Annotated in this window: 10 protein-coding genes; 8 read left to right on the top strand and 2 right to left on the bottom strand. The window is 63.1% G+C overall.

What is annotated here, in order from left to right; translation table 11 throughout:
• Positions 1 to 90: 90 nt before the first annotated feature.
• Together E5X88_RS11645 and E5X88_RS11640 are read right to left on the bottom strand one after the other, a co-directional pair.
• Positions 91 to 1,536 carry an extracellular solute-binding protein gene (locus tag E5X88_RS11645; protein ID WP_292161389.1) on the bottom strand — a complete coding sequence of 482 codons (1,446 nt, stop codon included), beginning with the start codon at positions 1,534 to 1,536 and terminating at the stop codon, positions 91 to 93.
• Positions 1,537 to 1,580: 44 nt separating this feature from the next.
• Positions 1,581 to 2,555 carry a sugar-binding transcriptional regulator gene (locus tag E5X88_RS11640; protein WP_292161388.1) on the bottom strand — a complete coding sequence of 325 codons (975 nt, stop codon included), beginning with the start codon at positions 2,553 to 2,555 and terminating at the stop codon, positions 1,581 to 1,583.
• Between the two features lie 218 nt (positions 2,556 to 2,773).
• On the opposite strand from E5X88_RS11640, the gene E5X88_RS11635 reads away from it, so the two are divergent.
• From E5X88_RS11635 to E5X88_RS11600, 8 genes are all read left to right on the top strand, one after another.
• Positions 2,774 to 3,811 carry a substrate-binding domain-containing protein gene (locus E5X88_RS11635; protein WP_292161387.1) on the top strand — a complete coding sequence of 346 codons (1,038 nt, stop codon included), beginning with the start codon at positions 2,774 to 2,776 and terminating at the stop codon, positions 3,809 to 3,811.
• Positions 3,812 to 3,868: 57 nt separating this feature from the next.
• Positions 3,869 to 5,134: an ABC transporter substrate-binding protein gene (locus E5X88_RS11630; RefSeq protein WP_292161386.1), complete on the top strand. Its 1,266-nt coding sequence runs from the start codon at positions 3,869 to 3,871 to the stop codon at positions 5,132 to 5,134.
• 71 nt (positions 5,135 to 5,205) lie between these two features.
• Positions 5,206 to 6,051, top strand: a complete 846-nt coding sequence (locus E5X88_RS11625) for a carbohydrate ABC transporter permease (RefSeq protein WP_292161385.1) — start codon at positions 5,206 to 5,208, stop codon at positions 6,049 to 6,051.
• On the top strand, positions 6,048 to 6,893 hold the full coding sequence (locus E5X88_RS11620) for a carbohydrate ABC transporter permease (protein ID WP_292161384.1): 846 nt from the start codon (positions 6,048 to 6,050) through the stop codon (positions 6,891 to 6,893). The genes E5X88_RS11625 and E5X88_RS11620 overlap by 4 nt, the downstream gene beginning before the upstream one ends.
• A 21-nt stretch (positions 6,894 to 6,914) precedes the next feature.
• Complete coding sequence (locus E5X88_RS11615; protein ID WP_292161383.1) at positions 6,915 to 7,955, top strand: ABC transporter ATP-binding protein; 1,041 nt, start codon at positions 6,915 to 6,917, stop codon at positions 7,953 to 7,955.
• Positions 7,956 to 8,009: 54 nt separating this feature from the next.
• A complete protein-coding gene (locus tag E5X88_RS11610) occupies positions 8,010 to 9,290 on the top strand; it encodes a trehalase family glycosidase (protein ID WP_292161382.1) in 1,281 nt (426 codons plus the stop codon).
• Between the two features lie 272 nt (positions 9,291 to 9,562).
• On the top strand, positions 9,563 to 10,963 hold the full coding sequence (locus tag E5X88_RS11605; protein ID WP_292161381.1) for an SWIM zinc finger family protein: 1,401 nt from the start codon (positions 9,563 to 9,565) through the stop codon (positions 10,961 to 10,963).
• The gene (locus E5X88_RS11600; RefSeq protein WP_292161380.1) at positions 10,960 to 12,324 is read left to right on the top strand and encodes a DUF5691 domain-containing protein; all 1,365 of its coding nucleotides are present in this window, start codon (positions 10,960 to 10,962) and stop codon (positions 12,322 to 12,324) included. The genes E5X88_RS11605 and E5X88_RS11600 overlap by 4 nt, the downstream gene beginning before the upstream one ends.
• The last annotated feature ends 14 nt before the right edge of the window (positions 12,325 to 12,338 follow it).

The following is a 12,338-nucleotide window of genomic DNA, read 5'->3' as shown; positions in this document are numbered from 1 at the left end:
TCCCACTTTTGGGTCCCATGCTCCAGGTGCCGCTTCGCACAGGTTGAAGGTCTGGCTGGCCGGCAAAAGCGGCCAGCCAGACCTTAGGGCTTAGCCGAGACCAGCTTCCTTGAGCTGCCCGTCTATGCTCGCGGCGAGCTTGTCGAGGCCTTCGTCGACCGGCACCTCCTTGGCCACCATCTTCTGCAGTGTCGCAGCCCATTCGGTGGTCAGGTCGAAGAACAGCGGCTGCGGGGTGAATTTGATGCTGGCGCCCGGCGCCGAGACATCGAACATCTCGACATAGCCCGGATAGCTCTTGTTGAGCTTCTCGCGGAACATCTCGTCCTTCCAGACCGACTGGCGGACCGGATTGACGAAGTCCATCTTGGTCGCGCCGAACAGCGCATGCTCGGGCCCGGATGCCCACTGCATGAAGTACCAGGTGGCGTCCTTGTCCTTCGAGAAATTGGACATGGACAGCGACCAGATCCAGATGTTGGGCGTCGGCGCCTTGGCCGCCGGATTGGCCTTGAAGGCGGAAAAGGCGAGCTTGCCGGCCATCTTGTTGTCGCCGCCATTCATGAAGTAGCCGAGGATGTCGGCGTCGAAGATCATCGCCGAGGCGCCGGCGCCAAGATCGGTGCCGACCTGATACCAGGTGTAGGTCGACCAGTCCTTGGGGCCGCTCTCCTGGATCATCTGAACCCACTGCTTGTGGAAGGCCTTGGATTCGGCGGTGTTCATCGCGGCCGACAATTTGCCGTCGGCCGAGACGTTGAGGTCCTTCTGATCAAAATTGGCGTAAGCCGAGAGGAAGCCGGGATGGATCGTCGCCCAGGAACGCGAGCCGCGGACGCCGATGCCGTAAACACCGCCACCGACATCCTTGGTGAGCTTGGCCGCCGCGGCGACCATCTCGTCCATATTGCCGGGAACGCTGACGCCAGCCTTGTCGAACATGCCCTTGTTGTAGGTGATGTTGTTCTGTTCGAAACCCCACGGAATGCACCACTGCTTGGCGTCGTCGGAGCCGAGCACTCCGCCAGGCTGGCCGTTCCAGGCGCAGGACTTCCTGACACCGGGCAGGAAGTCGTCCCAGGCATAGTTCGGGTTGGTCTTGGCCGGATCCTGGATCCACTCGTTGAGGTCGGTGATCCAGCCGGCTGGGCCGTATGTCCAGGTCATGTAGGCGCCGGTCATGAAGGCATCATATTCGGGCGAGCTGGCCGATAGCGCAGCGGTGACCTTGTCGAAATAGACGTCTTCTGGAAACACGTCATAGACGACTTCCATACCGGTCAACTTCTTGAAGTTCTCGAGGTTGGCGATCATCGCATCCGCATAAGGGTGCTTGTTGAGCAAGAGCTTGATGGTCTTGCCCTTGTGCGCCTGCCAGTCGAAGTCCGCCGCGAGCGCGCGGGTCTGTCCCAGATTGAGCAGCGTACCGGCCGTGCCGGCGGCAAGGCCCATAGCGCCAAGGCCCTTGATCAGCCCACGGCGATCGACTTGTCCGCGCAGGAACGCATCGATCAGGTCTTTCTCTTTCTCATTCATCTGTCTTCTCCTCCACAGGGTAGTTTCAATCGAATGGTTGCCGGCTACCCGACCAGCGTCTGCTCCACGAGTGATCGCGCCGTCCGCTCGTCGGTGACCAAGCCCTTGAGATAGCGGCCCTCCAACACCGATTTGATGGCACGAACCTTCACCTTGCCGCCGGCAACGGCAACAATCCTGCGATTGCTGATGTCTTCGCGCGCCAGCGCCAGCGCCCGGTTGGAAAGGGTCGTCTCGACCGCGTTTCCAGCGTCGTCGAAGAAATGACCGAGCAGTTCGCCGACGCCGCCCTTGCGGCGGATCTCCTCCATCTCGCCCTTCTCGATCATGCCGGTGGCGACCAGCGACGCCTCGCGCTCGGCGGTGCCGATACCGGCAATGAGCAGGTTGGCGGCCTTGCCGAGATCGAAGACCTCGCTGATGCCTTTCTGCCCGAGCAGCACGGTTCGATCCTCGACCGTGTTGGCGAACATCGGCACCGGCATCACATAAGCTTCCGCGCCTGTCCGTTCGGCCAAGCGATGAATGACGTCGTGGGGATTGGCCGAGAACTTGCGCGTCAGACCACCGAGCAGAGAGACGAAGCGGGTCTTTTCGGCCGATATGCGCGGCAGATATTCCACGCAGGCGGCCAGCGTGCGGCCATGACCGACGCCGATCAGCGTGTCCTCGCCACGTTCGATCTCGCGTTTGAGAAATTGCGCGCCGGCGATGCCGAGCGCCTTGAGCGGCAGGTCTTCCCCGTCAAAATCGGGAACGACCTCGCAGTAATCGAGGCCGTAGCGGCTGGACAACTCGTCTTCGAGCGCCACGCACTCCGACACTTCGCCGTCGATATAGACTTTGACCAGCCCCTCCTGATTGGCCTTGGTGATGAGGCGATGCGCCTTGAGGCTGGTCAGCCCCAGCCGCTTGGCGACCTCCGACTGGGTCAACCCGCCGGCATAATGAAGCCAGGCGGCACGTGTAGCCATGCTGGTTTCATCGTCGCGCAGAAGGCCGTTTCCGAAGCCAACCATTTCCGCCCTTTGATATTTTTATCAGTTGTTGCAAAATTTTTCACAAGGCATCGCCAGAGTCAAGCGTCGCATCGTTCAAATCACGCTAAGGGAGCAAAACAGGCTTTAGTCCGCTCTGGAGCCATCGCTATCTTGCTAACTCGGTTTGAGATTTAAAACGTTTGCAATCCGACAAAAACTCATTACAAACGTTTCAAACACTTCGATCTGGAGGAACAGTGCCGGCTCGCGTCACTACGCTCAAGGAACTTGCAGCGCAGCTCGACCTGTCGATCACCACGGTGTCGCGGGCGCTTGCCGGCCATCAGCAGATCGCCTTGAAGACACGTGAGCGCGTCACTGAAGCCGCGCGCCAGGCCGGCTACGTGCCCAACACGGCGGCCCGCACGCTGGTCTCCGGCCGCAGCGGTTTTGTCGGCATGGTGCTGCCGATCCGCGGCCCCAATCTGGTCGATTCCTTCCTCGGCGAATTCGTCACCGGGCTTGGCGAAGGGCTGGTTTCGCATGGCACCGACTTGATTCTCGCCGCCGTGGCGCAAGGCCAGTCGGAACTTTCCGTGCTTCGTCATGTTGTCGAATCCGGACGCGCTGATGGCGTCGTCGTCACCCGCATCGCCGAGGTCGACGAACGGCTCGCCTATCTGCGCCAACGCAATTTCCCGTTCGTCGCCCATGGCCGGCTGCTCGACATCGACTTTGCCTACAACTGGCTCGACACCGATGGCGCACACGCCTTCGGCGAAGCCTTCGACATGCTCTACGATCTCGGGCACCGCCATTTCGGCCTGGTGACGATTGCCGAGCCGATGACGTTTCGGCATCTGCGACAAGACGGGCTCGCCGCAGCAATCGCCCGCCGAGGCGATCCGTCGGTCAGGCTCGATGTGGCGATGGCACCGCGCTTCGATCGTGGCGCCCGCATCCAGGCCATTAACCGGCTGCTGCATGGTGCCGAGCGGCCGACGGCCATCGTCGCGCTGTTCGACGAACTGGCGCTCAGCGTGATGGAAGAGGCCGCCCGCGCCGGCCTGACCATCCCTCGCGACCTTTCCGTCATCGGCTTCGACAACATCGCCGCCTCGGCCTATGCGCCGCCAGGCCTCACCACATTCGATGCCTCGATCCGCCAATGCGCGCGCGAGATCGGCGAGATGCTGCTGACCGTCATCGGCGACAGGTCCGCCGCGCCGCTGACGCGGCTAATCCGGCCGACATTGGTTTCGCGGGCGAGTCATGGCCCGGCACCCACAGGATAGACACCCACAGGAAAAAACTGACGCCGGGGCGGCGCACAACCAGGGAGGAAGACCACGATGAATGCGTTGAAGACATTGGCCGGCGCCGCACTCGCGCTGTCGATCGCGATCGGCGGCGCGCAGGCCCAGGTGCTGTTCTGGTCGACGCAGGCGCGGCCTGTGGAAGAGACCCAGAAAATGCGCAGCGAGGTGCTGAAGGCGTTTAACGGCCAGGTCGACTACCAAGTCGCCGAGGATGGGCCCTGGCTCACCCGCCTCCAAGCCGAACTGCAGGCCGGCTCCGGCACCATCGGCGTGCTCGGCGGCCTGCACGGAGACTTCTCCACGGTCGGTGCCGACCTTGTCGATCTGTCCGGCGTCGACGTCGGCGGCGTCAAGCTCAACGAAGCCTATAAGAAGCTCGGCACGCTCGGCACGGGCGAACAGAAATACCTGCCGTGGATGCAGGCCACCTTCCTGATGGCGGCCAACAAGCAGGCGCTGCAATATCTTCCGGCAGGCGTCGATCTCAACACCATCACCTATGACCAGCTGATCGAATGGTCGAAGAACATCGCCGAAAACACCGGCTCGCCGAAATTCGGCTTTCCGGCCGGACCGAAGGGGCTGAAGCACCGTTTCTTCGAAGGTTTTCTCTACCCATCCTACACCGGCTCGATGGTGACCAAGTTCCGCTCGGCGGAGGCCGAGACCGCGTGGAACAAGTTCAAGGAATTGTGGCAGTTTACCAACCCGAATTCGACCAACTATGCCTTCATGCAGGAGCCACTGCTGACCGGCGAAGTGTGGGTGGCGTTCGACCACGTGGCGCGACTTGCCGACGCGTTCAACCAGAAGCCCGACGAGTTCGTCGCCTTCCCGGCGCCAGCCGGCCCGGCGGGTCGCGGCTACATGCCGGTGGTCGCCGGCGTCGCCATCCCCAAGACGTCGCCGGACATGGACAAGGCCAAGGCGCTGGTCGCCTACATGCTTAAGCCGGAAACGCAGATCGCGACGCTCAAGGCCACCAACTTCTTCCCCGTGGTCGACGTCAAGCTGCCCGACGACATGCCGGCCTCGGTGAAGGCCTTCGGCCCGACGATCACCACTATGACCGGTGCGCCGGATGCGCTGCCGGCGTTGCTGCCGATGGGTCTTGGCGATCTCGGCGGCAAGTTCAACCAGGTCTATGTCGACAGTTTTGAGCGCATCGTGCTCGGCGGCCAGGATGTGCATGGCGTGCTCGAGGAACAGGCGGCGGCGCTCAAGGCCCTCATCGACAAGGCCAAGGCGTCATGCTGGGCGCCCGACAAGCCGTCAGAAGGCGCCTGCCCGGTCGACTAGAATCCTCCCGAGGGGGCGTCCGGGGTTTGTTGCGCCCCGGGCGCCCGCTGCACCACGCCAAAGGACATGCCATGCATGGCAAGGCCCTGCCCTATCTGCTGCTGATGCCGGCGACGCTGTTCCTCTGCGTCTTCTTCCTCTATCCGTTCGCACTGGTCGCCTTCGAGGCCTTCACCCGCGACGGCGGCTTCACGCTGGATAACTTTCGCACCATGGCCGGCAACTGGAAGTTCCCGGTCGCCTTCTGGAACACCACCCTGCTCGCCGCCATCGTGGTGCCGATCCAACTGGTCACGGCGCTGTTGATGGCCACGGTGGTGTCCAGGCTCGAAACCGGGCGAGGTGCGGCGCTCTACATCTTCGCCATTCCGCTCGGCATCTCCGATCTCGCCGCCGGACTGATCTGGCTCGCCATTTTCGACCAGTCCGGCTTCCTCAACACGCTGCTGTCCAACCTCGGCCTCGTCGACAGGCCTGTCATGTTCCTCGGCTACCAGAGCAAGCTGACCATCTTCATCGCCGTGGTGCTGGCCGAGATCTGGCGCGCGACCGCGATCATGATGGTCATCCTGGTCGCCGGCATGGGGCTCATCCCACGGGAATATCACGAGGCGGCCGAGGTCTTTGGTGCGAGTCCATGGAAGCGCTTCGTCAAGATCACGCTGCCCTTGCTGCGCCCCAGCCTGCAGACGGCGATCATCCTGCGCGTCATTCTCGCCTTCGAGGTTTTCGCCGTGGTGGCGGCGCTCGGTGGCACCAATTTGCCGGTGCTGATGGGCGAGACTTACAACTGGCAGTTCTCGTTGCAAGACCGCAACGTTGCCGCCGCCTTCGCCCTGCTTATCCTCGCCATCTCAGTCGGCCTCACGCTGTTCTTCCTGCGGGCGCTGCGTGTGCCCAAGGAGGCGCGCATATGAGCGCCGTTGCCGAGGCACCGGTCGTCGCAACCGCCGATGCGCGCAAGGCCGGCAGCTGGCTGCTGGTCGCCACCGTCATCCTGCTCTCGGTGTGGGTGCTGCTGCCGATCTATCTCCTGATCGTCAATGCCTTGTCGTCGCCGGAAGAGGTCACTGCCTTTCCCAAACGCTTCTTCCCTTCCTTCGATTTCGGCAGCCTGTCTTTCTTCATCAATTTCGCCGGCGTCGGCAGGGCGCTGTGGAACTCGGTTCTCGTCGCCACGCTGACGATGATCCTCTCGATCGGGTTCGGCGCGCCTGCCGGCTACGCGCTGTCGCGCTTCGATTTTCCGGGCAAGGGCACGTTCCGCTTCCTGGTGTTGATGACGCGCGCCTTTCCGCTGCCGCTGCTGGCGCTGCCACTAGCGGTGATGTTCATCCGCACCGGCCTCGACGACACCGCGATCGGCCTGGCGCTGGTCCACACCACGCTGGCGCTGCCCTTCGCGGTGCTGATCACCTTCTCGCTGTTCTCAGGCATTCCGGTGGAGCTCGAGGAGGCGGCGTGGACGCTCGGCTGCACCCGCCTGCAGGCCTTTCGCAAGGTCATCCTGCCGCTGGCACTGCCCGGCATCGCGGCCTCCGCGATCTTTGCCTTCACCATCTCCTGGAACGAGGTGTTTGCCGCCGCCGTGCTCACCATCGAGAACCGGACGCTGACCGCCTTCCTGCTGCAAAGCCTCGGCGAGTCGCCGCTCTATCTCAAATTTGCCGGCGGGGCGGCACTGGTCATCCCGGCGCTGATCTTCATCTTCGCCGTGCGCAAATACCTGTTCGCCATGTGGGGGATCGCCAACCGATGACGCGCGACAGGGAGAAAGCCCATGGCTGAGATCGCCATAAAACAAGTGGCCAAACGCTTCGGCGGCTTCACCGCGTTGCATTCGATCGACCTCACAATCGCCGACCAGGAATTCATGGTGCTGCTCGGCGCCTCGGGTTGCGGCAAGACGACATTGCTCAGGATCGTCGCCGGATTGGAAACGCCGAGCCAGGGCGAAGTCTGGATCGGCGGCCGTCGCGTCGATCATCTGCCGCCGCGCGACCGCGGCATCGCCATGGTGTTCCAGAACTATGCCGTCTTTCCGCATCTGACCGTGTTCGAGAACATCGCCTTCGGCCTGCGCATGAAGAAATTGCCGCAGCAAGAGGTCGAACGCCGCGTCAACCGCACCGCAGAACTCATGCATATCGAGCAGTTGCTGAAACGCTATTCGGGCCAGCTTTCCGGCGGCCAGCGCCAGCGTGTGGCGGTGGCCCGCGCGCTTGCCATGGAGCCCGACGTCATCCTGATGGACGAGCCGCTGTCCAACCTGGACGCGCTGCTCAGGCTCGAAATGCGCGCCGAACTCAAGGGCGTGCTCGCCGCGTCCAAGACCACTACCATCTACGTCACTCACGACCAGGTCGAGGCGATGAGCCTCGCCGACCGCATCGCCGTCATGCATCAGGGCCACATTGTCCAGGCCGCCTCGCCTGTCGAGGTCTATCGCAACCCGGCCGCACGCTTCGTCGGCTCCTTCATCGGCAATCCGCCGATGAATTTCATCCCCGCGACGAAGACTGCGAACGGAAGCTGGACCGTCGCCGGCCTGACGCTGCCCGGCCCAAAATCGGACAAGCACAAAATTGACTTCGCCATTCGCCCCGAAGATGTCGACGCAGGTAACGAGGGGCTGCATGCCACCGTGCGCGTCATCGAGCCGCTCGGTCCGCACACGCTGGTCACCTGCGATGTCGAGGGCGGGCTGTTTCGCGCCATCCTCGAATCGAACGCCACGATCGCCGTCGGCGACCGCCTGCGACTAGCACCCAAAGCCGATCGCATCCGCTGGTTCGATCCTGAAACCACCAACGCCCTTTGATCCCGCCCTTCGATCCCGCCAACGCCCTTCAATCCCGAAAGGTCGAACGCTTCAATGATCTCTCTTGCCGTCGACGAAACCATCGCCCGTGCCGTCGAGGTACTCAGGGAAAACGACCACGGCGACTACACCATCCCAACCAAGGGCCTCTATCCGTTCCAGTGGAATTGGGACTCCTGCCTGACCGCGCTCGGTCTTGCCCACTACGACGAGGCGCGCGCCTGGACCGAGATCGATACGCTGTTCGCCCATCAGTGGCCTGACGGCATGGTGCCGCATATCGTCTTCCATGTCCTGAACGACAGCTACTTCCCCGGGCCGGAGGTGTGGCGAACCAACCGCCCGACTGCCACCTCTGGCATCACCCAGCCGGCGGTGGCAGGCTTTGCCGTGCGCCGCCTGTTCGACCGGGCCAAGGACAAGACGCTGGCGGCCGAGCGCGCCCGCGCGCTGCTGCCGAAGATCGACGCCTGGCACCGCTGGTTCTACGAAAACCGCGATCCAAGGGGCGAAGGATTGGTCGCGGTCATTCATCCGTGGGAGTCCGGCCGCGACAACTCGATCGACTGGGACGAGGCCTTCGAGCGCGTGCCGACCGAAGGCGTCGAGCCCTACATGCGCCGCGACATCCTGCATGCCGACCCGGCGCATCGGCCGACCAAGGCGCAATACGACCGCTACCTCTGGCTGGTGCAGCATTTTCGCGCACTGGGGTGGAACAATGCGAAGCTGCACGATGCCTCACCCTTCCAGATCGTCGATCCCGGCTTCAACGCCATCCTGATCCGCTCTGCGGCCGACCTTGCCGATCTCGCCGAGACGCTTGGCGAAACAGGGATCGCAAAAGCCAATCGCGCCCGCGCCGAAAAGGGGCTTTCGGCAATGGAGCGGCTGTGGAGCGATGCGCACGGCCAATATCTCTGCCTCGACCGCGTCATCGGCAAGCTGGTCGATAGCGCTTCGGTGGGCGGCATCCTGCCCGTTTTCTCGGCCATCCCGAAACCCCGTGCCGCGGCAATCGCCGCCACCATCGAGGGCATCGCCGGCAAGGCACGCTACATCGTCCCCTCGCACGATCTCGACGATTCCCGCTTCGACGCCAAACGCTACTGGCGCGGTCCGGTCTGGCTTGTGGTCAACTACATGATCGCCGACGGCCTTGCCGCCGCCGGCCATGGCAAAGTTGCCCAACGGATCACGAAATCCAGCCTTGACCTGATCGCCGAGAGCGGTTTTGCCGAATATTACGACCCGCTCAACGGCGAACCGCTCGGCGGCGACCGTTTCACCTGGACCGCAGCAATGGTGATCGAGTTCCTGAAGGGCAAAGGCTGAAGCCCCTTTTGCTTCAGGCGACCCAACTGCATGGGCCATCAGAGCCTGCTCCCGTCCACTGAGCGCGTAACTGGGCTGCCGACGCCAAACGCCGCGTTTGCTGGAGTGCTGTGGCTACCTAATGGTGAGATCGCTTGCGGATCAGGCGGATTCGCGCACATAAAGACAGGGGCCGAGAAGTATCGATCTCACTTTGCCAGAGCCACAATATTTCTTCACAAACGGCTGTCTATCCTGGCGACAGGCATGGTTCGAGTCACGAGAGGCGCGGCTTGGAATTCGATTTGAAAACCATCGAGGCGCTTGCTCCCGATCAGGCGTCGCTGAGCGCCGCCTCCAAACTGACCAAGCGATCGAACTGGCCGCGGCTCGAAAAGAATGAGCAGCGGGCGCTCATCTGGGGTGAATGCCAGGGCTCCGGCTCCAATCCCTATCGGGTGGTGGTCGACACTGGCGATCACGGCTACAAATGCACCTGCCCGTCGCGAAAATTCCCGTGCAAGCACACGCTGGCCCTGATGTGGATTGCCGCCACCGCGCCAGCCAGTTTTGCCGCGGCCGAGTCCACTCCGGATTGGGTGAATGACTGGCTGGGCAGGCGGCGAAAGGCGACGCCACAGCCGGCGGCGCCGGCACCCGGTGCGGCAGCCAAGAGCATTGACGAAGCCTCCCGACCGGACGAGAGCGCCGCCGTTGAAGACGTTGCGGCGATGGAGCGTCGCGAGGCGGCGCAGCGCAAACGGGCGCAAGACACACGCACCGCGGTGTCGGCAGCGCTCGATGAACTCGACCAATGGATTGCCGATCAGTTGCGGCTTGGTCTTTCCGGATTTGTCGACGCCAGCAGCGAGCGTTGCCGCCGGATTGCCGCGCGGCTGGTCGACATGAAGGCAACCGCGCTTGCCGGTCGCATCGACGAGATCCCATCGCGGCTGATGGCGCTGCGCAGCGAAGAAAGACCGGATGCGGCGATCCGGGAACTCGGCAAGCTTGTGCTGCTGGCCAAAGCCTGGCGGTCAGCGCCAGACGACCCCGAGTTGAAGCGCCTCATATCGACGTCTGAAACCCGCGAACAGGTTTTGGCCAATCCCGATGCAAGACAAGTCGAAAGCCTCTGGGAAGTCCTGGGCGAGAAGATCGAAAGCCGCCGCGACGGTCTCGTCAGTCATTCGACCTGGCTGCTCGATCTGAAGAACACTACCCCGCAATTTGCTGTGCTGCTCGATTATTTTCCGGCTTCTGCTGGACGCCGGTCCAACGCTTTTGCTCCGGGCGATCGTTTCGGTGCCCGGCTGGTCTTCTATCCATCGCGCAAGCCGCTGCGCGCCCTGGTGGCGGAACGCATGGGTGAAGTGATGTCCAGCGCGTGGCCTGATTTCACCTTTGGCGCTGCAAGGGACCCACTCGCCGCACATGCTTCTTATCAGGACGCCGCGCCCTGGACTACCGATTGTCCTCTCATGCTGCCGCCTGGCGCGATCCTGGTCGACGACCGGGACACGGCCTGGTGGCAGGCCGCGGATGATCCGCAAGGGATCGCCTTGCCGATCGCCGGCGCTGTCAATGAAACATTGCTCGGCCTCGACCTTGCGGCCACGGCAGCGCTCTGGGATGGCGCCCGGCTTGACCTTCTGGCGGCGCAAAGCGGGTTCGGGAGGCTTGACCTGTCGTGAACGAGGGCGAGCAAACAGGCCTGGCGACAATACGCGATTGCTGGATCACCGGCGGAGCCACTTTCGATCTGGCTCCGTCCGCCTGGAAGGCAATGGCCAGCGGTGCAAGTCCCGACGAGCAGGAGCGCCGGCTCCTGGCAATCGCAGCACAGGCGCTCGACGTCGCTCTGCGGCCTGCGGCGCCGAAGACACTCAGGCGTCGGCCGCCGCTGCCCAGGCTTGCGCTCCCAATGCTGCCGGAGCGGTTGCGGCCGCTTTTGCGGGCCGCCCTAAAACAAGCTGCCGACGCAAGGCGCAAAACGCGCGTGGTGACACTTGTCGCCAGCCGCGGCTTCGTGCTCCACCCCATGGACTGGATGCCCTCGGATCAGAACAGCCCGGACGTCTACGCTCCCTGGATTGATTGGCAAGCTAGTGTGGATGGGGAACGACATGCCCCGCAAGACCGACCGACGGCTGAAAATTGGGATGAGTTCTATCCCGCCGCGCGACGCATCGCGCTGGCCGATATGCGCCGCCACGAACCGGCTGCAGCCCGAATGCTGATGGAGACCAAGGCGCCGGGCGAACCAGCAGAGGTCCGGCTTGCGCTAATAGAACTCATGCGCTTCGGCTTGAGTTCTGAGGATGCGCCGTTCCTGAAGAGCCTTTCCACCGATCGCTCCGGCAAGGTGCGCGAATTGGCAGGCCGGCTGCTGGCAAGGCTAGGGGAGCACGGCCGCCCGAGCGATGGCGGACCGGATGATCCCGTGGCCGAACTCGCCGCCTTCATCAGCGAAGGTAAATCCGGCTTCATCCGCCGCCGCAGCGTCTACACGCCGGCGAAATTGAAATCGCCGGCGCAGGAAAACCGTCGCGCCGAATTGTTCGAGACCGACAACAATGCCGATGTCCTCGTCGCCCGCATGGTTGCTGCTTCAGGCAGTGATGCTGCGGTGACGCATATGGCGGACACACTGGTCGCAGCTGGTGGAAAACCGGCACTGTTCGTACTGCATCTGATGTCGCGCCTGGACAGCCGCAGGAAACGGGCTCTCGTCCGGCTGATCCTCAAGCAGGCAAATTACCTTGGCGCGCTCAATCTGGCGGAAGGCATCGATGCCGGCTGGGTGGAGTGGGACGACCTTTCGAGTGGATCGGCTCTTCCGGCGTTGCGTTCCGCCGTTGCAGGAAACGACGACGCCATGCGCCGGGGCGCCGACGATATACTGGAAACGATCGGCTTCCTTGCCACAGCGACCACTGCAACAAAATTGATCGACGAGGTCGTCGCAGCCGGCATGCCGCCCGCGGCCCAATCACTCAGTGTCCTGCGTCTCAACGCAGCGCTGGCCGAACATCAGTCAAGAACCGACACATGATCAATCCGGAGAAT

Source organism: Mesorhizobium sp. (assembly GCF_004962245.1).
Lineage (GTDB): Bacteria > Pseudomonadota > Alphaproteobacteria > Rhizobiales > Rhizobiaceae > Mesorhizobium.
The sequence above is the reverse complement of the archived record's forward strand: the minus strand, read 5'-3'. Positions and strand labels throughout refer to the sequence as shown.

What these genes read in the sequence shown, in the direction of transcription:
- E5X88_RS11645 (WP_292161389.1), bottom strand. Translation starts at nt 1,536, where the DNA reads ATGAATGAGAAAGAGAAAGACCTGATCGATGCGTTCCTGCGCGGACAA.
- E5X88_RS11640 (WP_292161388.1), bottom strand. Translation starts at nt 2,555, where the DNA reads ATGGTTGGCTTCGGAAACGGCCTTCTGCGCGACGATGAAACCAGCATG.
- E5X88_RS11630 (WP_292161386.1), top strand. Translation starts at nt 3,869, where the DNA reads ATGAATGCGTTGAAGACATTGGCCGGCGCCGCACTCGCGCTGTCGATC.
- E5X88_RS11625 (WP_292161385.1), top strand. Translation starts at nt 5,206, where the DNA reads ATGCATGGCAAGGCCCTGCCCTATCTGCTGCTGATGCCGGCGACGCTG.
- E5X88_RS11620 (WP_292161384.1), top strand. Translation starts at nt 6,048, where the DNA reads ATGAGCGCCGTTGCCGAGGCACCGGTCGTCGCAACCGCCGATGCGCGC.
- E5X88_RS11615 (WP_292161383.1), top strand. Translation starts at nt 6,915, where the DNA reads ATGGCTGAGATCGCCATAAAACAAGTGGCCAAACGCTTCGGCGGCTTC.
- E5X88_RS11610 (WP_292161382.1), top strand. Translation starts at nt 8,010, where the DNA reads ATGATCTCTCTTGCCGTCGACGAAACCATCGCCCGTGCCGTCGAGGTA.